At 56.6% G+C, this 23,371-nt stretch carries 21 protein-coding genes; 8 read left to right on the top strand and 13 right to left on the bottom strand.

All coding sequences use genetic code 11. The annotated features are described in order from the left end of the window. Nucleotides 1–866: 866 nt before the first annotated feature. The 7 genes from CMO10_RS07585 to CMO10_RS07555 form a co-directional block, all read right to left on the bottom strand. Nucleotides 867–1,649 (bottom strand): hypothetical protein, encoded by a 783-nt coding sequence (locus CMO10_RS07585; protein ID WP_297020359.1) that lies wholly within the window; start codon nucleotides 1,647–1,649, stop codon nucleotides 867–869. Between the two features lie 20 nt (nucleotides 1,650–1,669). Further along, entirely contained in the window at nucleotides 1,670–2,935 is a 1,266-nt protein-coding gene (locus tag CMO10_RS07580) for a glycosyltransferase family 4 protein (protein WP_297020357.1), read from the bottom strand. Next, a complete protein-coding gene (locus CMO10_RS07575) occupies nucleotides 2,932–3,777 on the bottom strand; it encodes a class I SAM-dependent methyltransferase (protein WP_297020355.1) in 846 nt (281 codons plus the stop codon). The genes CMO10_RS07580 and CMO10_RS07575 overlap by 4 nt, the downstream gene beginning before the upstream one ends. Continuing rightward, nucleotides 3,774–6,011, bottom strand: a complete 2,238-nt coding sequence (locus tag CMO10_RS07570; protein WP_297020352.1) for a glycosyltransferase family 2 protein — start codon at nucleotides 6,009–6,011, stop codon at nucleotides 3,774–3,776. The genes CMO10_RS07575 and CMO10_RS07570 overlap by 4 nt, the downstream gene beginning before the upstream one ends. A 70-nt stretch (nucleotides 6,012–6,081) precedes the next feature. Beyond that, nucleotides 6,082–6,876 carry a calcium-binding protein gene (locus tag CMO10_RS07565; protein ID WP_297020349.1) on the bottom strand — a complete coding sequence of 265 codons (795 nt, stop codon included), beginning with the start codon at nucleotides 6,874–6,876 and terminating at the stop codon, nucleotides 6,082–6,084. 332 nt (nucleotides 6,877–7,208) lie between these two features. Then, nucleotides 7,209–8,591, bottom strand: coding sequence for an HlyD family type I secretion periplasmic adaptor subunit (locus tag CMO10_RS07560; RefSeq protein WP_297020346.1), 1,383 nt, complete (start codon nucleotides 8,589–8,591; stop codon nucleotides 7,209–7,211). Continuing rightward, nucleotides 8,588–10,378, bottom strand: a complete 1,791-nt coding sequence (locus tag CMO10_RS07555) for a type I secretion system permease/ATPase (protein ID WP_297020343.1) — start codon at nucleotides 10,376–10,378, stop codon at nucleotides 8,588–8,590. Before CMO10_RS07555 ends, CMO10_RS07560 begins: the two co-directional genes overlap by 4 nt. Before the next feature lie 328 nt (nucleotides 10,379–10,706). Here CMO10_RS07555 and CMO10_RS07550 point away from each other — a divergent pair, with 328 nt between their 5' ends. Both CMO10_RS07550 and CMO10_RS07545 read left to right on the top strand, forming a co-directional pair. After that, nucleotides 10,707–11,207, top strand: coding sequence for a MarR family winged helix-turn-helix transcriptional regulator (locus CMO10_RS07550; protein WP_297020341.1), 501 nt, complete (start codon nucleotides 10,707–10,709; stop codon nucleotides 11,205–11,207). Continuing rightward, nucleotides 11,204–12,421, top strand: coding sequence for a glycosyltransferase (locus tag CMO10_RS07545; RefSeq protein ID WP_297020338.1), 1,218 nt, complete (start codon nucleotides 11,204–11,206; stop codon nucleotides 12,419–12,421). The genes CMO10_RS07550 and CMO10_RS07545 overlap by 4 nt, the downstream gene beginning before the upstream one ends. A gap of 71 nt (nucleotides 12,422–12,492) precedes the next feature. Here the strand turns inward: CMO10_RS07545 and CMO10_RS07540 are convergent, their stop codons facing one another. The 3 genes from CMO10_RS07540 to CMO10_RS07530 form a co-directional block, all read right to left on the bottom strand. Further along, nucleotides 12,493–13,689 (bottom strand): MFS transporter, encoded by a 1,197-nt coding sequence (locus tag CMO10_RS07540; RefSeq protein WP_297020335.1) that lies wholly within the window; start codon nucleotides 13,687–13,689, stop codon nucleotides 12,493–12,495. A gap of 247 nt (nucleotides 13,690–13,936) precedes the next feature. Next, nucleotides 13,937–14,431 carry a DUF6644 family protein gene (locus CMO10_RS07535; RefSeq protein WP_297020333.1) on the bottom strand — a complete coding sequence of 165 codons (495 nt, stop codon included), beginning with the start codon at nucleotides 14,429–14,431 and terminating at the stop codon, nucleotides 13,937–13,939. 14 nt (nucleotides 14,432–14,445) lie between these two features. Continuing rightward, the gene (locus CMO10_RS07530) at nucleotides 14,446–14,940 is read right to left on the bottom strand and encodes a DUF6152 family protein (protein WP_297020331.1); all 495 of its coding nucleotides are present in this window, start codon (nucleotides 14,938–14,940) and stop codon (nucleotides 14,446–14,448) included. 297 nt (nucleotides 14,941–15,237) lie between these two features. Between CMO10_RS07530 and CMO10_RS07525 the strand changes: the two genes are divergently transcribed. After that, on the top strand, nucleotides 15,238–16,011 hold the full coding sequence (locus tag CMO10_RS07525) for a carboxymuconolactone decarboxylase family protein (RefSeq protein ID WP_297020328.1): 774 nt from the start codon (nucleotides 15,238–15,240) through the stop codon (nucleotides 16,009–16,011). A 94-nt stretch (nucleotides 16,012–16,105) separates the two neighbouring features. On the opposite strand, the gene CMO10_RS07520 is transcribed toward CMO10_RS07525, so the two are convergent. The 3 genes from CMO10_RS07520 to CMO10_RS07510 form a co-directional block, all read right to left on the bottom strand. Next, on the bottom strand, nucleotides 16,106–17,419 hold the full coding sequence (locus CMO10_RS07520; RefSeq protein ID WP_297020325.1) for an adenylate/guanylate cyclase domain-containing protein: 1,314 nt from the start codon (nucleotides 17,417–17,419) through the stop codon (nucleotides 16,106–16,108). Nucleotides 17,420–17,508: 89 nt separating this feature from the next. Continuing rightward, complete coding sequence (locus tag CMO10_RS07515) at nucleotides 17,509–17,979, bottom strand: cytochrome P460 family protein (RefSeq protein ID WP_297020324.1); 471 nt, start codon at nucleotides 17,977–17,979, stop codon at nucleotides 17,509–17,511. Nucleotides 17,980–18,108: 129 nt separating this feature from the next. Then, a complete protein-coding gene (locus tag CMO10_RS07510) occupies nucleotides 18,109–19,002 on the bottom strand; it encodes a LysR family transcriptional regulator (protein ID WP_044827937.1) in 894 nt (297 codons plus the stop codon). A 250-nt stretch (nucleotides 19,003–19,252) separates the two neighbouring features. Between CMO10_RS07510 and CMO10_RS07505 the strand changes: the two genes are divergently transcribed. The 5 genes from CMO10_RS07505 (at nucleotide 19,253) to CMO10_RS07485 (ending at nucleotide 23,241) form a co-directional block, all read left to right on the top strand. Continuing rightward, nucleotides 19,253–19,888 carry an NADPH-dependent F420 reductase gene (locus CMO10_RS07505; RefSeq protein WP_472910355.1) on the top strand — a complete coding sequence of 212 codons (636 nt, stop codon included), beginning with the start codon at nucleotides 19,253–19,255 and terminating at the stop codon, nucleotides 19,886–19,888. Between the two features lie 132 nt (nucleotides 19,889–20,020). Further along, nucleotides 20,021–20,416, top strand: coding sequence for a (R)-mandelonitrile lyase (locus tag CMO10_RS07500; protein WP_044827939.1), 396 nt, complete (start codon nucleotides 20,021–20,023; stop codon nucleotides 20,414–20,416). A gap of 32 nt (nucleotides 20,417–20,448) precedes the next feature. Then, a complete protein-coding gene (locus tag CMO10_RS07495) occupies nucleotides 20,449–21,159 on the top strand; it encodes a dihydrofolate reductase family protein (protein WP_297020315.1) in 711 nt (236 codons plus the stop codon). A gap of 213 nt (nucleotides 21,160–21,372) precedes the next feature. Beyond that, the gene (locus CMO10_RS07490; protein WP_297020312.1) at nucleotides 21,373–21,834 is read left to right on the top strand and encodes a (R)-mandelonitrile lyase; all 462 of its coding nucleotides are present in this window, start codon (nucleotides 21,373–21,375) and stop codon (nucleotides 21,832–21,834) included. 6 nt (nucleotides 21,835–21,840) lie between these two features. After that, nucleotides 21,841–23,241: an MFS transporter gene (locus CMO10_RS07485; protein WP_297020309.1), complete on the top strand. Its 1,401-nt coding sequence runs from the start codon at nucleotides 21,841–21,843 to the stop codon at nucleotides 23,239–23,241. The last annotated feature ends 130 nt before the right edge of the window (nucleotides 23,242–23,371 follow it).

Raw genomic sequence — 23,371 nt, 5'->3', positions numbered from 1 at the left:
CACGATCAAGAACCGAGCGAATATGGGCTGGCACATCGGGTGGCGCGACCAGAACGCGTTGCTGGTAAACTTCAATCGAGTACCAGGTTTCGCGCCCGCGGAAGTAAACCCGTTTGAGTTTTTTCGGATTGATCTGCTTGTTCCCAAGCAACAGGCCAGTGACACCGGACGCCTCGTCGCCGAGGTCATCGCGCTGGAAATCCGCACTGGTCAGTTCCGCCAGCACGGGTGCTTCTTCCAAGGCGATGACACGGGTGCGCCCGGTGGGGAAGCCGCTTGACCAGCCCTGAATATAGACATCGCCTTCTTCAAGCCCGCCCAACACTTCGATGAAGCCGTTGCTGCGCGCTGCACTTTGCACAAGTGCGGCCACCTTGCTGAGGCGTTTTTTATCCGGGTCACCGGCAAGCAAAGCTTCGATCAAGCCATCAATCACGGTGGCAAATGCCGGGCCGGACTGATCGGCGACAGCGGACAGGACCGCTTCGATGCGTTGCTGACGGTTATCAATCCGGTATTCACGCGGTTTGCCAGCCCCGCTAAACAGGGCGGTTTTCAAACGGCGCGCGGTGACATCCTTCATCGGCAAAAGGGCAACAAAACCATAGGTATTGTCGGGTTCCGCATCGTGGCGGCGCCATGAAATGATGGATGCCTGAACTTTGGCGTCGGACTGGCTATTGAGGTAAATATCAATCGTCGCTGGCAGGGCATTTCCCACCCCGACCATCAGTGCGAGACCATCATCGACCAGGGCGGCGACAACAGTTCTGCCATCGAGTGGCATTGCATTTTGTTCTGTCATAGCCGGGCCTCCTTGAATTTACGCATGTGCTTTAACGGGACTGCTTGCCACATCACGGGGATCACCAGACAAAGGCGCCGATTGCCAATCCGGCCGTCACACCGATCAGGCAGGACAGGACCAACAAAGGCGTTTTGAGTTCATTGGTGTGGCGCGCAGTCAGGACCGAAAGCCGTTCGTCAAACCCGCCCAGCGATTTGTCAAAGCGCACCAGAAAGACTTCGAGTTCATCGACCCGGCTTGAGAGTTCGTCCTGACCGGAACGCACCAGTTTCACGCCGGCTTCGATGCCATCATCGGCGGATGCCAATTCATCCATGCGTTTTGATGCGCTGACCAAACGTTTGGCGGCTTCGCGCTGACCGTTTTGCAAGATGTGCTGTGCGGCAAGCAGGCGATCCAATCGGTCCAGAATCTTACCCAGCGGGGCGTTGAGTGCGGTGTGCGCTTCCTGTTCGCTTTGGGTCGGGATGCGCAGCGTGATTTCATCCTTGGTGCCGGGCATGACGGCACAGACCGACAGGCTTTCGACACTGGCAACCGCGGCATCGGGCAATTCGACCTCAAACGCGTGTTTGCCATCGCCAATACCATTGCGGCGCAGATCGACGCGTTCATTTTCAGCCGTCTCGCGCAGAAGAGCATGACCGTTCAGGCGAACAACCACCTCGATCCTTGCATCCGGGCTTTGCGGCGACCAGACCCAGCCATAGAGGCGGTTCTGATCAATCGCATCGACCCGCCCTTCGAGGGTTGGCGCCGGTTGTTCTGCGTCTTGCGCACCTGTTGACGTCGGAGTCGGCGTCGGGGTTTCTTCCATCGTCTGTTTTTCGGCAACAGCCATAGCGGCCTCCTTGTTCAACGTCAGGCGGCAACAAAATCAGGGCGAACCATCCGGCGGATCATCGCCAGATATTCCTGGGCGACATCATCGATCCCGGCCGGAGGGCGGACATGGCCGGACAGTTTTTTCCAGAGTTTCGGATTGGTTGCGCAGTCCTTCATGACGCGGGCAAGCTCGGCCGGGTCATCGGGGCGGACATGAAGGCCGTCATGGCCATTGCGCACCATTTCGGCCATGCCGCCGATTGAACTGGTGATCACCGGGCGGCCATGCTGGAAGGCTTCCTGAATGACCAAAGGCGCGTTTTCCCACCAGATCGAGGGCACAACGACCCAATCGACCCGGGCCATCAGATCGGGGATATCTTCGCGTTGATAGGCGCCGATGTGGCTCACCTGCGGGCCGCTTTGTTCGACCAGATCAGCAATGCGGGTGGTGAATTGATCGGTCTGATACAGGGCGGCACCATGGATGCGCAGATTGAAATCGACCTCGCCTGCCGCAAGGATACGTCCGGCTTCAAGCAGGACATCCGCGCCCTTCCACGGGTTGAGATTGCCGAAATAGCCAAAGACATTGGGCATCCCGGCCGACCCGATATCGCGTTTGGGCGCGGCGGGCACAGTTGGCCGACCATTGTGGATGACCGAGATCCTGTCAGGATCGATGCCCCAGTCGATATAGCGATCACGCAAAAACTCGCTGGGCGAGATGAAATGATCGACCACGCGCAGGTGATTGCGCAGATTGACCGCACGCATCGCGTGCTGATCAGGGGTAAAACCATCAAGCCCGGACAAACGCCCGATGGCGTCGGCCTTGGTGTAGCGGGTCTTGGTCGCGCGATGGATCATCAGACCGTCATTCGGGCAGATCTGATAATAGTCATGCAGGGTCATGACGATCCGGCAGTTCGGCAGAACACGGCGGATCAGCATCGGCAATTCGATGCCCCACAGCACCAGATGATGAATATGCACCACATCCGGGGCCCAGCTTTTCAGAAGGCGTGCGAAATCCGGGGCCACCGCATAAAGATCGGTCTGCGACATGTTGAAGCGATCAAAATGCCCGGCCCAGAACAGCATTTCATCACCAGCATCATTGATCGCCTGGAAACTCGTGCCCGGGCGGCGTTCACGATGAACATCGTTGGTCGCGCCGATGAAAAGCGCATCGCATTCCGCACGCTTGTAGGCATGAAACAGGTCATGGGCGAAGATTTCAGTCCCACCCGGATGCAGATCGGGATGATTGTGGGCAAGCACCATTATCCGCGGGTTCATGAGCTCCTCCGTGGTTTCTGGGCAATCAGGAAATCCTGGTAATGGGCAGAAGCAACACCACGCCATGCGCCAAAGCTTTTGGCGTGGATATCGAACCCGGCATTCGTCAGGGCACCATCCAGAAAAACATCATCAATGCCGACGGCCGCCATCGGGTTTTCACCGCGCAGATGCCAGCAAGGCTGGCCTTCGGCCTTTTCGAAGCCCTTGAGGCGGGCATCGCGGTCAGGATGCGAGGGATCGTCATCTTCGCGGATGACAAAAGCGGTCAGAAACAGCCGCCCGCCCGGGCGCAGCACACGAAAGACCTCGGAACAATAGGCTTCGATTTCGTCTGGCGGCAGGTGGGTTGCCACCGAGATCATTGCAGTGAAATCGAATGTTCCGTCCTGAAAAGGCAGTCGCATGCTGCGCCCGCTGATTTCGCCTTCGGGGTTGTAGAGTTCATTGCGGATGTCCGAACATTCAAACCGGAAATTCGGATAGGCAGGCGTGATGGCACGTTTGCACCAGTCAATGCCGCCGCGCACCGGATCCATGCCGCGATAGATCGCCTTTTCGCGGTTCAGGAACTGTGTCAGCGGGACGGCAATGCGGCCGATGCCACAACCGATATCAAGAACATCCTCGGTGGTTTTAAGCCCGCCCATGCGGACAAAATGATCCAGGAATTCCGCCCCGATGGCGCGGTAATCGCCATCGCCGACAAAGACGTCTTCTTCGGGCGGGATCGGCAGAAAACGGTTAGCAATGACCTGTTGGCACAGCCATGCAAGATGGGTGTCGGCCATATCGGATGTCAGTGGGGATTGGTGGTCGGACAATGCAAGAACCTGACTCATGCCGCTTCTCCGTCAGGGTTTTTTTGCGATCGGTATTGCGGCACACCGTTGGTGTGAAGGTCTTCGAGCGCATCCGCCCAACGCGACGCATGCAGCCAGGCGTTATATTCGGCAGCGACACCGCGCATGTAGTCGACATGGGTGAAGATGGATTTGCGCTCAAAATGATAGAGGCTGACATCAGGGACGTATTTGATGTCGAAATCGGCCTTGCGAATTTTCAGGCAAAGATCGCTGTCTTCGTAATCGCCAATGACATAGTCCTCGGTAAAGCCGCCGACCGCGTCAAAGGCATCGCGATGGATCATCATGCAGGCGCCGGTGACACCGGGGACCGAGCGTTCAATATTGGCGTCCCTGAACTGGTCGGGCATGCCTTTGTGATAGTGGTAGTTCAGCCATTTGCCGCTTTCATTGCGAGCAAAATACATCCCGGCATGCTGGATCGAGCCATCTTCAAACAGAAGTTTCGGACCGACGACTGCGACCTCGTCCGCGCCACCGAGTTTGGAGGCCATGCCTTGCGCCCAGCCGGGTGTGTGGGGGATGACATCGGAATTGAGCATGGCCAGAAAATGACCATGCGCCTGTTCTGCCCCGGCATTGCACGCCCGGGCGTAGCCACCATTGCGCGTCATCACCACTAGGCGCATCGGGATGCCATAGAGAACATGCAGACCGCGCAGCAAATGTTCGCATTCTTCGGCCTGTTCGGGGGAATCAAGGACAAAGACCAATTCACAATATTTCGCGACCCAGTCGTCACAGGCAAAGGCACCCACTTGGGCGCGCAGGAACCCCAAAACACGATAAAGCGGCACAATGATCGAGACGTCCGGATCGTCGTGCGGGGTGCCGATTTCAATCACCCGGTCAACCTTGGCCGATGCCATCAGTTTTTGCTGCAGATCCCCAATCACAGGTGCGAGGCAGTGTTCGATAATGTCGGCGGTCAGGTGTTGTGGGGGGACGGCGCGCAGGATGCGTGCGCGCGCCTCGGCCGGGTCAATCGGCTGGGCCGGCGGGACCATCAGATGCCGGTTACCTGATTTCAGGCGCATCAGGCTTCTGGGCTGCAGGATCGGCACCGGGCTTTGGATATCCTGATAGAAGCCGACAAAGCCGGTCGCCGGAACGGTGCGGTCATCATCCTGCACATTGCCCTGATAGCGATAAAATCCATCCCCGAACGGATGAGCGATACCGTTGCTATCAAGAAGATCGATGCTGGCAATCATATCGACCGGATCGCGATACCAGCCCCCAATCAAGGTGCCGCGTGCGGTCGTGACCGCAAGATCGACTTCACCACTGGGAAGCGATCCGCCACCCGATACACGCTGGCTTGAGAGCGGACAGCGCAGCTGGAATTCAATCGCAGCCTTGCTGGACTTCATGTCAGAACGTGCCAGCGCACCAATGATGTATTCGCGCAAATCGGCATCCGACTTGCCCTGTTTTTGCCACCAGCGGGCCAGCGATGGCAGGCTTGATGCATCGGGCAAATGGCGCACAGCAAGGGTGCGCACACCGGTCACAACCAGATAGGCCCCGGCTTCGGTGCTTGCCCGATCGGCAATCATATAAGCAAGCTTTTGCCCGCGCGGCCCGGTCTGACTGATATGGGGGAGCTGTGTCAGACGCTTGAACCCGGACGGGGCACCAATGAAGACCGCCTCGATATCGTTAAAGGCATCGGGCAATGCCGCGGCCAGCAGTATCTTTTCATCGGACAGTTTTGCGACCGCCTTGGCCGGCTTTGGCCGGTCGATAATCTCGGCGACGAGTTGACGCAGGAAGCTGTTGTAGCTTTTGGACAAGCGCAACCGGAACAGGCTTGCCCACATCCCCAGAAGGGTCGACACCAACGACAAGCGCCCGGCAGGCGTCACGCCGTTCAAAAGCGTTGATGCACTGGCGAATTCAAAATCGCCATCGGGGTCAATTGTGATCTCGTCCTTGCGGCCAAGCGTTCCGGCCTCGGCCAGGATTGTGACCGGTTCATCTACCGGGCGGCGGATGACGCGCAGCAATCGGGTTCCGCCCCCGTCAAGCGGCAGCCGCAATGTGGCCTGCGGCGAAATCGCAGCACCATCAATCGTTTCAAGCTTGGGAACTTCCCACAAACGGGTGGGCGTATCCCAACTCAACAACAACGTATCAGGGTTCAGCAGGCAAACACCGGGCGCTTCGCCGGTCGTCCGCACTGCATCGGACGAGGCAAATTCAAGCATGACATTCTTTCACTTACTTGAAGATCAGGACGGGTCGCCCGCAGCCGAAGCTGCGGACGTCCGCATTGGATTACTGAACGCTAAAGAAGCTGTCCGGATCGTCCTGGATGTCTTCTGCATTGACATTGTTCAGGGTGATGGAATCCCCATTCCCAAGGTCAATGACAGTGTTGGCGCCAACTTGCGTTGCACGTGCAGCAACGTCATCGGCACTTTCGATGCCGGTGTCGTTGATATTGCTGCTAATGGAAAGCATGTCCTCGCCAGCCTGGAAGTCGAGCACGACATCGTTGCCGCCGCCGCCAGAGAAGACAAAGGTATCTGCGCCGGAACCACCGGACAGAACATCGTCCCCTGCACCGCCTTCGAGGACATCATCCCCGGAGCCGCCCAAGAGAACGTCGTCACCTTCGCCACCCTGGAGAACATCGTTTCCAGAACCGCCAAGCATGACATCATCACCGGCACCGCCGAGCATGATGTCGTCGCCACCGCCGCCGATCATGACGTCATCGCCAGAACCGCCGTCGAGAACATCGTCACCAGATCCGCCAAGCATGATATCGTCACCCGATCCACCTGACAGAACGTCTTCGCCAGAGCCACCTGACAGCAGGTCGCTCCCGGCACCTCCGATCAGTGCATCGTCACCCGATCCACCAAACAGAAGATCATCACCTTCGCCACCAATGGCAACATCGTCGCCTGATCCGCCGAACAAGGCATCATCGCCTTCTTCGCCGAACAGAACGTCGTCATCACCTTGTCCGAAGATTGTGTCGTCTCCGCCACGTCCAAAGATGACGTCACTGAAACGAGATCCGAGAAGCGCATCATCAAAGGCGCCGCCTTCGAGAGTTGCCATGTAATCCTCCTTCGTGTCCCAACATTAATGACATCGCGGGGATGTTTCCCTCACGAGAGGATGGCCGTTCCCTCTGGACGTTCTGAGTCCCGTGGAAAACGGCCACTCAGAAATCCTATATTTTTTTACTTTCTCATTGGAGGGTATTGTCGTGTTTTTATTTTGTCAACATTATGACTTAGTTTGATATTTATTGTATTTACTACGAAAATACTAGTTCTACTTTATTTATTATTTACTTCAAAATTCGATCTATACTTGAAAAGAAAAGGGCCAACCCGGCGAAAAACCGCGATTGGCCCTGAGTTGGATCCGCGTTACGCGGGGGAGGATTACTCTTCGCGGAAGGCCTTTTCCATGCTTTGGGTGATCGGATCGATCAGGTAATCGATCGCCTTGCGCGGTGTTTTCAAAACCAGAATATTGGCCGGCATACCCGGACGCAGATTGATGTCGTCATGTTTTGCCAGCTCGGCCGGATCAATGGCCGCACGCACGATGTAATAGGATGCATCGCGCTGTTCATCGACGGTTTGGTCCGCCGCAACATAGCTTACCTCGCCATTCAGGGGTGCCAACCGGCGCTGGCTATAAGCCGTCAGACGAATTTGCGCTTTTGAGCCGACCTGGACCGAGTCGATATCCTGTCGGTTGATGCGGGCTTCGATCACCAGTGGTTCGTCTTCGGGGATGATATCCATGATCGGTTCAGCCGGACTGATCACACCGCCTGGCGTTCTGATCTGGATATTGGCAACCGTCCCGGCCTGTGGCGCGCGGACTTCAAGACGATCCAGAACATCCTGACTTGCGCGAATACGTTGCGTGACATCATTCAGGGCAAGCTGGGCTTCCTGAATTTCGGTTGCGATGTCGCTTTGCCATTCCATTTCGATCGAGGCCAGATTGATCTCGGCTTCGGCTTTTTGTTGTTGGGCGGCCGCACGTTGGGCTTTGAATTCGCCCATATCCCCAACCAGATCCGACCAGTTATTTTCGATCTCGACCAGTTGGGTGCGGGTGGCAAAGCCCTTGTCGGCGAGCTCCCGGATGCCTTTGAGTTGCTCGGCGACGAGCTTTTCCTGACGGGTCCGGGCATTGATCTGGGATACCAGTGCTTCTGCTTCGGCGTCAAACTGCTCGATCTGTTTGGCCTGGGCGTCGCGTTTGGCGGCATAGACTTCCTTGCGCTTGGCAAACAGCCGTTCCTCATCGCTCAGGATATCGCCGACATACCCTTCTTCACTGGCCAGAAGTTCCTGCGGGAACGCGATGTTTTCCTGCCCACGCTGTTCTGCACGCAATCGGGAAAGCTTGGCCATCAGACCAAATCGTTCACCGCGAAGCTGACCCAATTCCGACTCGCTCCGTGTTCCATCAAGAAGCGCCAGAGCCTGACCAGCAAGGACATGTTCGCCTTCTTCGACCAGAAGCTTTTTGAGGATGCCGCCCTCATAGTGGTTCACGACGCGCTTTTTGGAATCGACAATCACCGAACCGGTGGCGACAGCAGCGCTATCAAGTTTGGCGGTAAAACCCCATGTCAAAAAGCCGCCAAATCCCAACACGATGACGAACAATCCAGCCAGAACCGGCTTGCGCAGGCTTTGGCGCGATGCGTCGCGTTCTTCTGACAGGATCTGATGCCAGGCGACTTGTGATTCTTCGGTGGGCAAAGCCCCACCGCCACCTTCGAGGTTAAGGACACGGGTCATGCTGCACCTCCGTTTTCGTGTTTGCGCTTTACCGGGGGCAGGCTTTTGATGTCGTCGCTTTCATTGGACAGATTGCGGATCACGTCCGTTCGTTCACCGAACTGTTTGACCCGCCCGTCCTGCATCACCAGAAGCTTGTTGGCGTATTGCATGATGCTTTGACGATGGGCGATCAGCACGACCATTGCACCGGACTCGGCGGCCTGGCGGACGGCACGTATCAGGGATGCTTCGCCTTCGGCATCAAGGTTGGCATTGGGTTCATCAAGCACCAGCAAGCGCGGCCAGCCATAAAGCGCACGCGCCAGCGCAATGCGCTGCTGTTGCCCACCCGACAGGGTATGGCGCCCGGCACCAATCGGCGTGTCATAGCCCAGCGGCAATCGCCCGATCATTTCATGAACGCCCGCCGCACGGGCGGCCTCGATCACCTTGCGCGGATTGGCGTCACGCATGCGGCTGATATTGTCGCGGATGGTCCCGTTCAGAAGCGATACCGACTGCGGCAAATAGCCGACCATATCGCCGAACGATCCGCGCTCCCACAGATAGGCGTTGTGCCCGTCAAGATAGACACCCCCTGTCGCAGGCTTTGCGGTTCCGACCAGCAATCTTGACAGGGTTGATTTGCCGGCTGCTGACGGCCCGACAACACCAAGGATGTCACCTGGCACCAATTCAAAATTGATCCCGCGCAGAACCGGCACATTTGATCCCGGCACCGCATAGACCAGATTATCAACAATAAGCGGTCCTTCGGAACGCGGGGTGGGTTTGATTTCGCGCTCGGACTGGCTTTCTTCAAGCATCAGGCGAATGCGCTTCCATGATGAAGCAGCCCCGACCCATGCCCGCCAGTCGCGGGTAACGTTATCAAAGGGCAGCAGCAACCGCCCCATGATCACCGTACCGCCAATCATGGCACCGGGCGTGGTTTCACCGCGAATGACAAGGTAGGCCCCCATCGCCAGAACAATGATCTGCATGCCAAACCGCGCAGATCGGGTCATGGAATACATGCCCTTGCTGCGCATGTTGCCAACATCAAGCAACTCGCTTGCGTGGATTTGTGCCTGTCGCCAGCGCAGGGCAAGGGCTGGCATCATGCCCATTGCTTCGATCACTTCTGCGTTCGAGACGGTCGATCCGATATCGCCGATATTGCGCAGATTGGCGTCGGTTCCTTCCTTGGTGACCTGACGAACCATCAAATCGCCCAGCAAACTCAACCCGATCAGGGTCAGAACCGCCACCAGTCCGGCGATCCCGTAATAGGGATGCAGGGCAAACATCACGAAAAGAAAGATTGGTGCCCAAAGGGCCTCAAGCGGGGCGGCGATGGTGGTGCCGGTGATGAAATTGCGCAGATCGGACAGATCGCGCAGGACCTGAGTTCCATGCAGAGACCCCTTTTCAAGCGCCACCCGCATGGCCGCCGAGATTGCCGGCAGGTTCAAGCGCCGTAACAGCGATTTCGCCATTTCCTGAAAGACAAGTGCTCGCAGGAAATCAAGGATGCCATAAAGAATGATCGCCCCAATCGCGATCACCAGAAGCAAAAGCAGGGTATCGGTGCTTTGGCTGTTGATCACCCGATCATGCACCTGAAGCATGAACAGTGGCACGGTGAGTTGAAGAATATTGATAAAGCCGCTCATGACACCGGCCCAGCCCAGACCGCGCACGAATGTAAAGCGGGCCTCGCGAATGACCGATCTTGTATCAAGTTCGGGCCGGGCTTCCTTCGAATTCACCGGTTTTGCCAGCTTTTCGCGACGAAATTGCATCAAAAATCATCCAAATAAGCAAAAGTCATAGTTTTTCCGCAATCTAATCACATAGTTGCGATGACATGATGATCTACAATAAATTTAAATATGTCGATCTCATGTTGATGATTAGACAATGTAAAAACATCAATATTGAAAGTAATTCGAAAATAAAAATACTTTAGAATTACTTTCCAAAAAACGAGCAAACTGCGGGAAGTAAAAGGCGTTCGGAAAAATCGTTCAAGAACAACGTCTTGTTATCTTCCCCAATACGAAAATTGTGTCTAGGCAAACCCACCTTGGCATCAACTCTCGCTTGGGACCAGATAACGGATCGAAACTTATGACCGTCACTCATCTTGAACTGGCAAATACCGTCGAGCGTATCTATCGGCGGTTTGTGGACTTGTTACGGGTAGACCTTATCCGACTCGGAAAGGATGACATCAGCCCGGCACAAGTGGCGCTGCTTTTTAACATCGGCGAAGATGAACTCTCGGTGCGCGACCTTCTGGATCGTGGCCACTATATGGGCTCAAACGCGTCTTATAATCTTAAACAGCTCGCAGAATCAGGCTATGTCGAACGCCAAGTCATGGCACGTGACAGGCGCTCTGCCCGTCTGAAATTAACCGAGAAGGGCCATGAACTCTGTCAGGCATTGCATGAATTCCACGAGGAATATCACGACGCCCTGACCAGTAATCTTGAAGATCAGCAAGAGATGGAAACAGCCCTGCGCACCTTGCGCAGGCTGGAAGAATTCTGGACGCAGACGCTTAGGTACGGGGGTGCTCCCATCAATGGGTCCATCGCCGCGCAGGAGGTCCGAAACAGAAGATGAAAATTGTCCTCGTTCATCGTCATGGACCTGGACAGTTTGTGCATCTTGCCTGCCATCTGGCCAATGCCGGATGGCAGGTTTCGTTCCTGTGCGAAGCCATGAATGTGCAACTGCCCGGCATCCGGACGCTCCGTCAGCCGGTCACACCCCCACCGCCTGCCACACCCTTTGCGCAATATCATCAGGATGTGGGTCTGAAGGCGGCCAGAACCCTTGAAAGCCTTGTGCGCGAAGAAGGCGCGCCAGACATTGTTTACGGCCATATCGGCTGGGGCAGCATGATGTTTGCCCGCGATGTGCTGCCACAAACGCCGCTGATTGGGTATTGCGAGCATTACTATCACGCCAGCGGGCGCGATGTCGGGTTTGATCCCGATGATGACGTCACACTGGCAAAGCGCACACAGCTTCGTTTGCGCAATGCTGCGCAACTGAGCACCCTTGATCAGCTTGATGCCGCCATCAGCCCGACCAGATGGCAAAAATCAGCATTCCCGGTTGCCTATCACCACAAGATTGGCGTGTGCCACGAGGGTGTCGACACCTATCGGTGTCGCCCCAATCCGAACGCGTGCCTGACCTTGCCCAATGGCAAAACCCTTGGCCCGGACAATCAGGTGGTTACCTATGTTGCCCGCGATCTTGAGCCTTATCGCGGCTTTCCGACCTTCATGCGTGCGGCGGCCAAACTGGCAGAGCGCTGCCCGGATGCCGAGTTCGTCATCGCCGGGGGCGACGGGGTCAGTTACGGCCAACCGCGATCAGATAGCCGCACCTGGCGCGATGCCATGATGACCGAAACCGGCATCAATCCGAAACGCATCCATTTTCTTGGCCAGATCCCCCATGACCAGCTGATCAAGCTTTATCAGATCAGCTCTGCCCATATCTATCTGACATATCCGTTCGTCCTTTCCTGGTCGGTGCTTGAGGCCATGTCCTGCCGGGCACCTGTCATTGCGTCCAATACCGGGCCCTGCCAGGATGTCATTCGTGACCAGCAGAACGGCTTGATGACCGATTTCTGGGACAGCGAAGCCCTTGCCGACAAGATGCATTTCTGCCTGACAAACCAGAGCAGACTGGACCCCATGCGCGAGCAAGCCCGCGCAACCATCACCGCAAATTTCGACCTTAAACAGTGCCTGGAAAAACAGACCAACCTTCTTGAACGCCTGGCTGCTAACAAGCCGAAAGCACGGCAGGTCGTTTAACCAGACAGGTTGGCATTACCGGAGCGCCATGGTTCGCCGTGATCAACACCTAAAGCAGATTCTGGTGCCAATCAGGCTCCTTGAATGACAAGTTTGCGTTGGCTGCGGCGACGCGCAGCCCAAACGAGGCCAACCCCGCCAAAGGCCATAAAACCAGCCGCGACGGGCAAGGCCGCATACCCCAGTCCGGCGGTGATCACACCCCCACCAACACTGGCCCCGACGGCATTGCCAAAGTTGAAGGCGGCGATATTGATCGCAGCCGCCAGACTTGGCGCGTTGGCGGCTTCCTTCATGGCGCGAATTTGCAAGGCCGGGACGATGCCAAAGGCAATAGCTGCCCACAGAAACAGGCTTAGTGCCGCGGTTGCCAGATTTCCCATCGCAAAGGCCATGATGATCGAAATCGTTCCCATGCCGGCGAGAAACAGGAAAGTGGCTCCGTCAAGCGACCAGTCGGCGACCTTGCCGCCGGTCCAGTTGCCGACCGTGAAACCCAGCCCGATCAAGATCAAAGCCATGGTGATGAAATCGCCACTGGCCCCGGCAAGCGTTTCAAGCATCGGGGCGACATAGGTGTAGATCGTAAAGATCCCGCCCGCGAACATCACGGTGGTACCAACCGCAATCAACAGATCGACATTAGCAAGGGCGGCCAGTTCGCCGCGAATGTCGGGCCGGGTTGTCAGGTGATCTTTGGGCAGGGCGAATTGCAAAGCCAGAATGGCCAAAACGCCCAGCATGGCTGTGCCGCCAAAGGCCGCCCGCCAACTGACATATTGCCCCAGCCAGGATGCAGCCGGGACGCCGCCAATATTGGCGATGCTCAGCCCGAGAAACATGGTAGCGACTGCACTGGCCTGTTTTTCACGCGGCACGACACTGGTCGCAACCACCGCGCCAAACCCAAAGAATGCGCCTTGCGACAGGCTGGTCACAACCCGCGATACCAGCAGGGTCAGATAGCCCGGTGCTGCTGCGGACAACAGGTTGCCGATGACGAAAATCCCCATCAGCAACAGAAGGGCGTTTTTCTTGCTAAAGCGGCCAAACAAAAGCGTGATCACGGGTGCGCCAATCATCACGCCGACCGCATAGGCGGTCACAAGTGTTCCCGCCGTTGGGATCGAGACATCCACACCATCGGCCATGGCGGGCAAAAGCCCCATCGGTGCAAATTCGGTGGTGCCAATGCCAAACGCACCAACACCAAGCGCAAGCAACGGCCAGTTCAGACCGCCCTTGCGGCCTGGATTTTCGCTATCCATTCTTCTTCCTTTGCAAGGCATCAACCAATCAGGGTGATTCCGATCGAACCGGCGACGCCATTTTTATGAGAAACAGGAGAAAATCAGGCCCGTTTTCATAGGCATCCGTTCGCACACGACGCGCTGGGCGCGACGGGAGCTCTGAACTTTCCAAATTAGGAACAGTTTAAATTGGTTTATCCGCAGGCATTAGCCCGGATAATTGACTTAGACTGATGAGCTGAAATCATGATTGGTCGATGAAGGCCTAGACGTAAGCAATCATGCGACCTGCAAATATGACACCTAGCCACAAAAGTATGGAGGCGAGAGCCGAGAGTTTTTGTGGGAGGGTTGGCGCTTTCAAGGCTGTGCCTGTAAGTCTCTGGCGTTTTTTGTCTGCGTGAAAGATCAGCATGTTGATGCCCGCAACGCCGATCAGGGCGAATTTCCAGGGGGTGGCAGCGCTTTGGGTGATGGTTGATGCGATGCCAATGAACATGGTGAGGCCGCTGAGCGCGGCACAGGCAAACCCGACCCAGGCAAAGGGAACCAGAAAGCGCATAATCGCTTCAAACGGCAGTGACGTCCGGGCAACGCCCAAAATTCTGAGATCGAGCGCGATGATGCTGCCAAACAGCAGGCTGATGCCGATCAGGTGCACGGTTTCAAGCACCGGGTAAAGCCACGGAACCATGCGAATGGCAATCGCAAAGTCCGTGGCCTCCAGAGTGCGGGCAGCTTCAAGGAGCCAGTCTGACATGTCAGCCAACGAAATCAGTTCGCCGGTTCAGGCGGCGTTGAAAAGGCGGTCAGTTGTTGCCACACACCTTGCCCGTCACCGGTCCAGAACATCACCGGACGCAAGGCGTCAGGTTGTTCGTTGGAGATAAAGCCAAGCACCTCGATCACTTCGCCTTCTTCAAGCGGACGATCAAGACCCCAGCGTTCCATCCATCCCGGACCAGCAAGCACCAGGTGAATGCGATCCTCATCGCCGTCATAGGGGCGGGCCGAAGCAAGTGTCGCCGCACCATTGTCCGGATTTGCACCGGGCGGCAGGTCACGCGTGCGCAGATCATCCGGCAGAGCGACCATATCAACGCTCATCTCGACCTCGCTGTGCGGATTGCCCCAGCGGACATATTGAACGGTGCCCTTGATGTAATAGGCCTTGCTGGAGTCAAAAGTGCTCCAGCCGTGATGGGCCTGTGCCATCGATACTGGCAGGATCATGAGCAGGGCTAGAAGGCAGCGTCGGATCAGTTGCATGGCAAATCCCTCGTTCCGGATGAGGTGAACGGCACTGTAAATGTGTGAACAAGGTTACGTTGCCAGCCTTGATCAGAGTAGTCCCGTTTGAATGATAGTAGTTATGAATCCCCCTCATCCACCCTTAGGGTCCCAGAATACCGGGGTTTTTTCGGTTTTTGCTGTCCACTTATGATTTGAGCTAATGGGTCTTATCGAATTGGGTAGCCTAGTTTTTGAGTGGGGCTGGCGTATCTCTGTTCGCAAGGCTTCCGGCACAGGAAGTTTTCCGCAACGCAAGCAAACAGGATGATCCAGATGAAAAAGCAGATTGTATCGACGGTATTCGCCCTTTCGCTCGCAGCGCCCGCAGTTCAGGCTCAGGAAAGCAGCGTTTCAGCGCCCGATCTTTCGGCACTGTCGCGTGTGGCACCAGCGCTTTCGAACTATACGCAGGATGCGCTGTTTGACACCCTTTGGCAGCAGAACGATCTTTCGGCGCGTGACCGTGGTCTGATTACGGTTGCCGCCCTTGTCACCCGTCATGACACCGAAGACCTTGGCACGTACGTTAATGTCGCACTTGATGCCGGTGTGACCCCGGCCGAGATTTCCGAAACCATTACCCATCTGGCCTTCTATACCGGTTGGGGCAATGCTACGGCTGCCGCCGAAGTGATTGCACCGATCTATGAAGAACGCGGTATCGAGGTTTCCGAACTGCCGGCCGTCGATCCGGAATTGCTGCCGCTGAACCAGGAAGCAGAGGATGCCCGCCAGACCTTTGTTCAGGACACCTTTGGTGATGTGTCCCGAGGTGTGGTCGATAACACCGAACAGCTTCTGTTCCTTGATCTTTGGCTGCGCCCGGCACTCGCACCGCGTGACCGCAGTCTTGTGACCGTGGCCGCCCTGATTGCGGCAAGCAAGGTCGAACAGATGCCATTCCATCTGAACAAGGCGATGGATAACGGGCTTTCGAAAGATGAGGCCTCGGCCGTTCTGTCGCATCTGGCATTCTATGCCGGTTGGCCGAACATCTTTTCCGCGATGCCGGTTGCCAAGGACGTGTTTGAGTCCCGCGCGAACTAAAATCGCAAACTAAATTCAAAGTCCCCCGACCCCGTGTCAAAGCCCCCTTTCGCCACCGTGCGGGAGGGGGCTTTGTCCTTGGGCAAAGATCAAATCACTCCGGCAACGAGAAGATCGCGACCTTCGTGCTATGGCCGCGCACGGCAACTTCACCCATGGGCTTAAGCGCTGTGTCGGGAAGCAGAGTCGCCGTTGCTTCGGTCAGAAGCAGGGAGGTGCTATAATCCTTGTTCATGGCTTCGAGCCGTGCGGCGAGATTTACGGTATCGCCATGCACCGTATAGCTTTGTCGTCCACCACCTCCGACATTCCCGGCAATCACCGGACCGCTATTGATGCCAATCCGTACCGCAAGGGTTTCCCCGGCAAAGGTAGTTTTGCCAACGAGGTCCAGAATGTCGCAGGCGGCATCAAAGGCGCTTTTGGCGTGATCATCATTGGCAATGGGAACATTGAAGACCGCAAGGATCGCATCGCCCTGAAACTGTGTGACCACGCCATCATGCTTGCCGATGACATCGGTGGTGGCATCGAAATAGGCATTGAGGATATCCACGGTCGCTTTCGGGCCGCGGTTTTCGGTCAGTTGGGTGAAACCGGCAATATCGACAAACAGGATGGTGGCATCACGTTCGACCGGATCAAGCATGCCACGATCCTTGATCATGGTATCGGCAATGCTTGCGGGCACGAACTGACCAAAGATTTGCGAAACAGTGTTGCGATCGCGTTCGGCATCGAACTGGCGATGCACCGTTTGACGCGCACGCTGCATGACAAGGGCGATGAGACCGGCAACAACCAGATAGATCAGTGCTTCCTGAACCCGGCTGCCGGTGCCGACGAACCGGTCGCTGAGGAAGACGGAAAGAAACTGATCGGTGCTGGTGCTTTGGATGGCATCGCCCCATTCCAGCGGCATTTGGACCTTTGAGCGCACCCAGAGGAAGGCTGTCATCCAGCCTGTTGCACCGATTGCTCCCGCCCACAAGACCAGCCCGGGTGAGAAGCTGAAGGCCGCGACGGCCAGCACGATGTAGTAATAGTGAAAGACGTCGAAGCGGAACGTAAAGAACTGTGGCAGGTCAAAGGACGGTTCCGGTGGAAAGATTGTCATCGCGCCGGAAATCAGAATGTAATCGACGGTCAGGAACGCATATTTGACCCATTTGCGATCCCAAACAGAGCCGATAATGGCGAAATGCAGAAGGCCGAAGATCGCCAGAACGGCCATGGCAAAGATGATATCAAAGGATCTTTCCGGCGGTCTGGTGATCACCATCCAGATGCCCAGAACCAGAATGGCGACCAGCCGTCCCTTGATGGCAAGGCGCAGCCCGGCCTGCTCGACGGCAAAGAACATGGATTTCACGTCGCTATAGGCGGTCTGGCCTGAAGGAGCGCGCATGGTTGTTGCCCGGTTATGAATGATCCCTGACAGGGTAGCTCACGACGAAACCAAAGGCAGCAATTTTAGCAGTAGGCGCGCATCATGACTTAGTCATCCAGCATCAGGTGATGGGTGAAGACAAAGTCGTTTTCAGCCTGCGAGGTATGACAGGACTGGCAGCTGGTGCCGTCTTCGGAGGCCTTGGCGACCCGATTGGCATCCCATTCACGAAACAGCCACGATCCCGAAACGCTGTACTCATCCCATTCGGCACGCTTTTCCATGGCGATATAGCGATATAGTTTTCCGTCGCGATGATCTTCCATCATGATCACGGTGCCGTCGGGAAACGGTTCACCGGCCTTGGCAGCCGCAATCGCCGCAGGAGAGGTATAGAGTTCCTCGGTAATGCCGCCGCGCTTGAAGGTGCCGTAATGCACACCGTTTTCGTAGCCTTCGGGGAAGGCAACCTGTTCATTGGGGGACTCATTGGATGACTGGGCCAAAGCCGGTGCAGCCGCCAGCGTCATGGCAATGCAAAGTGCCGGAAGGATCAGGCGTGAACGTGCATAGGTCATGGGCAAGGCGTCCTTCTGCGGGATCATGGCAGTAAAATCATTTTTGATCCCGCAAGCTTAGTGGCCCAAGTGATCGATGATTAGTCAGGCTTCCCCGAAAGGTTTCATGAGCACGGCTCACATATCGCTCTAGTCACGATGGCGAAGCGCATCGACAATCACGCCGAATGCCGGCGAGGATTGCCGACGGTGCGGGTAATACAGATAATAACCGGGGAAAGGCGGGCACCAATCGCCGAGCACGACCTGCAGGCGACCAGCAGCGATGTGATCATTGACCAGATCTTCGGGCACGTAGCCGATGCCGTAGCCGGCAAGGGCAGCATCAACGATCGGGTTGATGGTATTGAATGTCAGCTGACCATCGACATGAACGCGAATTTCGCGGTCATCCTTTTCAAATTCCCAGGCATACAAGCCGTCATGGGTCGGCAGGCGCAGGTTAATACAGCTATGTTCGCCAAGTTCGCTGGGGGTTTCCGGGGCCGGGTGACTGGCAAGATAATCCGGTGATGCCACGGCCAGCATGCGGAAATCCGGGCCGATGCGAACCCCGATCATGCCCTCGGACACCTGTTCACCAAGGCGGACCCCGGCGTCATAACGTTCGGAAACGATGTCGGTCAGGCGGTAGTCCGAATTCACTTCGACCTTGAGTTCGGGATAGTCGCTGATCACGTCTTTGAGCTTTGGCCAGATGACGGTATCGGCAGCATGATCGGTTGCCGTCAGGCGGATCAGCCCGGCCGGGCGATCGCGCATTTCGACCAGTGCGCGCAGTTCTACATCGATCTCGGCGAAGTGCGGCTCGATGCGTTCCAACACGCGTTCACCGGCTGAGGTCGGGGCGACCTTGCGTGTGGTGCGTGACAGAAGTCGCATGCCAAGCCGTTCTTCAAGACCGCGCACCGTGTGGCTGAGTGCAGATTGCGAAACGCCGATCTGGGCGGCGGCGCGCGTGAAACTTCCCGCACGGGCAACGGCGATGAAGGCCAGCAGGTCGACAACATTTTCACGCAACATGTTTTGCGCTCCGTTTGGTTGCAGGGTCGGTTGCAGGGTCGGGCGAACGGTCGGTCTTGGCATGGGTCAGCATCGAAACATCAACAAACCGATACGTTTAGCAGACCCTTGGTCATATAGGTATTGTTACATCAATGAGCCAAATTCATAAGAGCAATCTGTGGATTTGACTGGTTTCATGAGAACCAAGTCACAATCTTTAGCGTTAAGACCCCATAAGATCATTCAGGTCGCAAGCAGGAGAATTGAATTGAAAATTGGAATTCTGGGTTCCGGCCTGATGGGCGCGAAGCTTGGCACATTCTGGGCCAAGGCCGGGCATGACGTGATTTTCAGCTATGCCCGTAGTGATGCAAAACTGAAGCGTCTGGCCGATGGTGTCGAAAACGGCCAGTCCGGTTCGGTCGCCTTCGCGGTCGAGAATTCCGATGTGCTGTTGCTCGCCGTGCACTGGTCGCGGATTGATGATGTGTTGTCCCAGGCAGGCGATCTTGCTGGCAAGGTGGTTGTAAATTGCTGTGTGCCACTCGATCTGCAAAACCGAGATCTGGTGGTTGGCACGACGACATCCGGTGCGGAGCATCTGGCAAGCCTGCGCCCCAAGGCGCGCTGGGTATCGGCATTCAACACCACGCCAAGCGAGGTGTTTGAGACCGTCTTTGCCAACAAGGGCAAAGGTGAACGCGCCGATGTTCTGTATTACGGCGATGATGCCGCTGCCAAATCGGTGGCCGCCGATCTGATTACCGATATGGGATTTTCGCCCTGTGATGCCGGCGCCCTTCGAACTGCGCGGTTCTGTGAGCCGTTCGCCATGATTACAGCCGAGCTCGCCTATGGGCAGCCCGGCGGGCCGAAACTGACTTACCGGTTCGACAAGCATTGATCAAAAGCCCTTTCATGAGCGCTGCTCATAATTGCTTGTTGATTTTCCGGGCTAGTGAAATCGGCTGACAGGAATAGGTTTAGGATATGCCCGACCAACCGATCGCCGGGCTCAAAATTTAGGAGATCGAAAATGAAAATCACGCGTGTTGGATCAAACCCGTCGGGCAAGGGCCCGGCAGACTGGTTTACCGGAACTGTCCGTGTCGATCCGCTGTTTGCCGCCGAAGAACCGGGCCGCGCATCGGGGGCACATGTGACCTTTGAGCCGGGCGCACGTACCGCATGGCACACCCATCCGGCGGGTCAGACCCTGATTGTGACGTCTGGTAAAGGCCGCGTGCAACGTGAAGGTGGCCCGATCGAGGAAATCTTCCCGGGCGATGTTGTCTGGTTCCCGGCCGAGGAAAAACACTGGCACGGTGCATCCCCGGAAACCGCGATGTCGCATATCGCGATCCAGGAAAGCATCAATGGCAGCCCCGTCACCTGGATGGAGCATGTCAGCGACAAGGACTATGAGGGCTGATTGCCAGCCCCATCGGAAAGTTTGGAAGACACATGCGCCCCACGATTGTTTGTCACATGATTACCTCGCTTGACGGGCGGCTTTGGGCCGAACGTTGGGGTAATCCCCATGGTGGCACCATCGATGATTTGATCGAGCGTCACTATGACCGTGTGGCAGAAACCTTTGGTGCGGATGGCTGGATGGTCGGCCGCCGCACCATGGAACACTACGCCGCCGGGATCCGTGAAAAAGCCGTACCCGAAGCATCGCGCAACCGCCCGAACCATCTGGCGGCACGCACGTCTGAAACCGTCGGGGTCGCCTTTGATCCGTCTGGCCGGCTGCTTTGGGACGGGGGCGAGATTGATGGCGATCACGCGATTGTCGTTCTTGCCGATACGGTCGAGGAGAGCCATCTCGAGCATCTTCGCGAGCAGGGTGTTTCATACCTGTTTGCCGGGCCGGATGGTATGGATCTTGACCGTGCGCTTTCGGTGCTGGCGAGCGAATTTGGTTTGAAGAAGCTGCTGCTTGAAGGTGGTGGCAAATTGAACGGGGCGTTTTTGCGTGCCGGTCTGATTGATGAAACAAGCACGCTGATCTGCCCGACCATTGATGGGCTTAAGGGTGTGCCATCGATCTATGACTATCACGGAGACGGCCAGGAATTTCCCGCTGCCAATCAGGAATTATCCCTGATCGGTAGCGAAACGCTTGAGGGCGGTGTTGTGTGGTTGCGCCACGCGGTTCATCGCCTTTGACGGGTCCTTGACCCGGCGTCTGGGCCAGACAGGCAGAAGACTGCTTTGACATGTTGCCGATGATCGTGGTGCGCACGCGATCACCGGCAAAACAGTCGGGGTTCTGGCAAGGATTACCTCCCGAAAAGACCGCGTGCGGGTATTCGGGCAGCATTTCGGCTGCCCGGAATGGATGCCTGCGCCCAATTGATATGACCAATGGAGATTTTCGAGATGTTCAGAACGCTTATGATCGCTTCCGCCATGACAGTTTGCGCCACCGGCGCGATGGCCGAAGGCATGGAAATTACCAAAAACGGCACCAATGCCGGCATGATGGGCTCCCCGGACCTGTTCACCGGTGACGTCTATGTCGAAATGGTTTTCGAAAACAAAGACCCGTTTGTCGTCAATAGCGGCAAGGTCACCTTTATGCCCGGCGCACGTTCGAACTGGCACACCCATCCGGCAGGTCAGATGCTGATCGTGACCGAAGGTACCGGTTGGGTGCAGGAAGAAGGCAAGGAAAAGCACGTGATGCAGCCGGGTGATGTTGTCTGGTGCCCGCCGGGTGTCAAACACTGGCACGGTGCGACCGACACCACTTCCGTCACCCACTATGCTGTTCAGCAATTTGAAGACGGCAAGAATGTCGAGTGGCTGGAACCGGTTACCGATGCGCAGTTCACGGAATAAACATTCATGACGGCAGACCAATCTGCGGCGGGGGCATCCAGTGCCCCCGCACTTCTTGTTATTGCGTTGGCAACGTTGTTGTCGCTGGTGGTGTTTACCCTGCCACTGACGACGATCATCGCCATTGGTGAAAACTTTGCCATCAGTGCCGGCGAACAGGCCTGGATCATGAGCGGCATGCCTCTTGGTGCAGCGGCCGGGCTTCTTGGTGCCGGGGCATTGGGCGATAATTACGGCTATAAACGCACGTTTCAGGGCGGGCTTGTGGTTTTGTTTGCCTCCTCGATCCTGGGGGCACTTGCACCTGATGCCTTTGTCCTGATTGTCGCGCGTGTGTTGCAAGGAATTGGCTGCGCGGCGGTGACGGCGTGCGGACTTGGCCTGATCGGGCGGCTTTATGACAGCAGTCATGACAAGGCGCGCGCGGCTGCCATCTGGGCGGCGTCACTGGGCGCTGGTGTTGCCATCGGTCCGATTGTTGCAGCCCTTCTTTTGCCCGTTGGCGGCTGGCGCAGTTCGCACTGGATGGTGGTGATTGCAACCGCCTTGCTGGTGATGCTGGGACATCAATTGTTGCCCGGACGCCCGGACAAACGTGCAGCCCGTCCGATTGACGTGCCGGGATCGATCCTTTTGTTCATTGGCATGTCGTGTCTTTTGGCGTCACTGACCGAATTGCGTCTAGGCGCTTATGTCATTGTCGGCATCTTGGCCGTTATCGGCGTTATGGGAACCGCGCTATTTATTCGCACCGAATTGCGATCAAGCAATCCGATCCTGCAGCTTGGTCTGTTCAAGGATGCCGGGTTTGTCGGGGCGACGGTCGCGGCCTTTGCATCTGGCGCGGGTATTTTGTCGCTGATGACACTGACCCCTGTGATGCTAGAACAGGGGATCGGGTTCAGTCCGTTCAAGGCGGCACTTGTCCTGACAGCCTGGTCAGCGATGACGGCGGTGGCGGCGTTTCTGACCCGCTATCTGCCGCGCAGTCTGACACCGGGTTTGTTGTTGTCGGTCAGTATTACCGGCTGCCTTGTCGGGCAGTTATCGCTGCTGTTCATGGCACCGGATGCGGGATATGTCGCCGTTTTGCCCGGCCTGTTTGTGGCGGGGATTTCGAACGGGGTTTTGAACGCATCGCTTGGCCATCAGGCCGTGCATCATGTGCCGGTCGAACGCAGTGCCATGGGCAGTGCCGCGAACAATACCGCGCGTTATCTGGGATCATCCGTCGGGATTACCATCATCGCCATTGTGATCGCCAACGGGGCGGAGCATGGCGGGACAGCTGGCCTGTTTGAAGGATGGCGGCAGGCGATTGCAATCACCGGGGGCTTTACGGTTCTGGGGTTGATTGCGCTGTGGATCCCGATGGGCCGACGCCGGTTTATGAACCGGGCTCATTAGTTCTATTGGTTTACCCGGGATTATCGCACCCGATTTCCCGGGTAGATTAAGGGGAAGCTGATTTCGCGTAAAAGCGAACCCCCACTTCAAATGCCGGAACCCTAGAGATGTTCATGAGAACCATGCCCAA

Source organism: Thalassospira sp. (genome assembly GCF_002709775.1).
In the GTDB taxonomy this organism is placed as follows: Bacteria; Pseudomonadota; Alphaproteobacteria; order Rhodospirillales; family Thalassospiraceae; genus Thalassospira.
This window is presented reverse-complemented; position numbering and strand designations above follow the sequence as displayed.

What these genes read in the sequence shown, in the direction of transcription:
- CMO10_RS07510 (WP_044827937.1), bottom strand. Translation starts at nt 19,002, where the DNA reads ATGTTGCGTGAAAATGTTGTCGACCTGCTGGCCTTCATCGCCGTTGCC.
- CMO10_RS07555 (WP_297020343.1), bottom strand. Translation starts at nt 10,378, where the DNA reads ATGCAATTTCGTCGCGAAAAGCTGGCAAAACCGGTGAATTCGAAGGAA.
- CMO10_RS07570 (WP_297020352.1), bottom strand. Translation starts at nt 6,011, where the DNA reads ATGCTTGAATTTGCCTCGTCCGATGCAGTGCGGACGACCGGCGAAGCG.
- CMO10_RS07495 (WP_297020315.1), top strand. Translation starts at nt 20,449, where the DNA reads ATGCGCCCCACGATTGTTTGTCACATGATTACCTCGCTTGACGGGCGG.
- CMO10_RS07575 (WP_297020355.1), bottom strand. Translation starts at nt 3,777, where the DNA reads ATGAGTCAGGTTCTTGCATTGTCCGACCACCAATCCCCACTGACATCC.
- CMO10_RS07550 (WP_297020341.1), top strand. Translation starts at nt 10,707, where the DNA reads ATGACCGTCACTCATCTTGAACTGGCAAATACCGTCGAGCGTATCTAT.
- CMO10_RS07490 (WP_297020312.1), top strand. Translation starts at nt 21,373, where the DNA reads ATGTTCAGAACGCTTATGATCGCTTCCGCCATGACAGTTTGCGCCACC.
- CMO10_RS07585 (WP_297020359.1), bottom strand. Translation starts at nt 1,649, where the DNA reads ATGGCTGTTGCCGAAAAACAGACGATGGAAGAAACCCCGACGCCGACT.
- CMO10_RS07540 (WP_297020335.1), bottom strand. Translation starts at nt 13,689, where the DNA reads ATGGATAGCGAAAATCCAGGCCGCAAGGGCGGTCTGAACTGGCCGTTG.
- CMO10_RS07515 (WP_297020324.1), bottom strand. Translation starts at nt 17,979, where the DNA reads ATGACCTATGCACGTTCACGCCTGATCCTTCCGGCACTTTGCATTGCC.
- CMO10_RS07520 (WP_297020325.1), bottom strand. Translation starts at nt 17,419, where the DNA reads ATGCGCGCTCCTTCAGGCCAGACCGCCTATAGCGACGTGAAATCCATG.
- CMO10_RS07565 (WP_297020349.1), bottom strand. Translation starts at nt 6,876, where the DNA reads ATGGCAACTCTCGAAGGCGGCGCCTTTGATGATGCGCTTCTCGGATCT.
- CMO10_RS07560 (WP_297020346.1), bottom strand. Translation starts at nt 8,591, where the DNA reads ATGACCCGTGTCCTTAACCTCGAAGGTGGCGGTGGGGCTTTGCCCACC.
- CMO10_RS07525 (WP_297020328.1), top strand. Translation starts at nt 15,238, where the DNA reads ATGAAAAAGCAGATTGTATCGACGGTATTCGCCCTTTCGCTCGCAGCG.
- CMO10_RS07545 (WP_297020338.1), top strand. Translation starts at nt 11,204, where the DNA reads ATGAAAATTGTCCTCGTTCATCGTCATGGACCTGGACAGTTTGTGCAT.
- CMO10_RS07530 (WP_297020331.1), bottom strand. Translation starts at nt 14,940, where the DNA reads ATGCAACTGATCCGACGCTGCCTTCTAGCCCTGCTCATGATCCTGCCA.
- CMO10_RS07535 (WP_297020333.1), bottom strand. Translation starts at nt 14,431, where the DNA reads ATGTCAGACTGGCTCCTTGAAGCTGCCCGCACTCTGGAGGCCACGGAC.
- CMO10_RS07485 (WP_297020309.1), top strand. Translation starts at nt 21,841, where the DNA reads ATGACGGCAGACCAATCTGCGGCGGGGGCATCCAGTGCCCCCGCACTT.
- CMO10_RS07580 (WP_297020357.1), bottom strand. Translation starts at nt 2,935, where the DNA reads ATGAACCCGCGGATAATGGTGCTTGCCCACAATCATCCCGATCTGCAT.
- CMO10_RS07500 (WP_044827939.1), top strand. Translation starts at nt 20,021, where the DNA reads ATGAAAATCACGCGTGTTGGATCAAACCCGTCGGGCAAGGGCCCGGCA.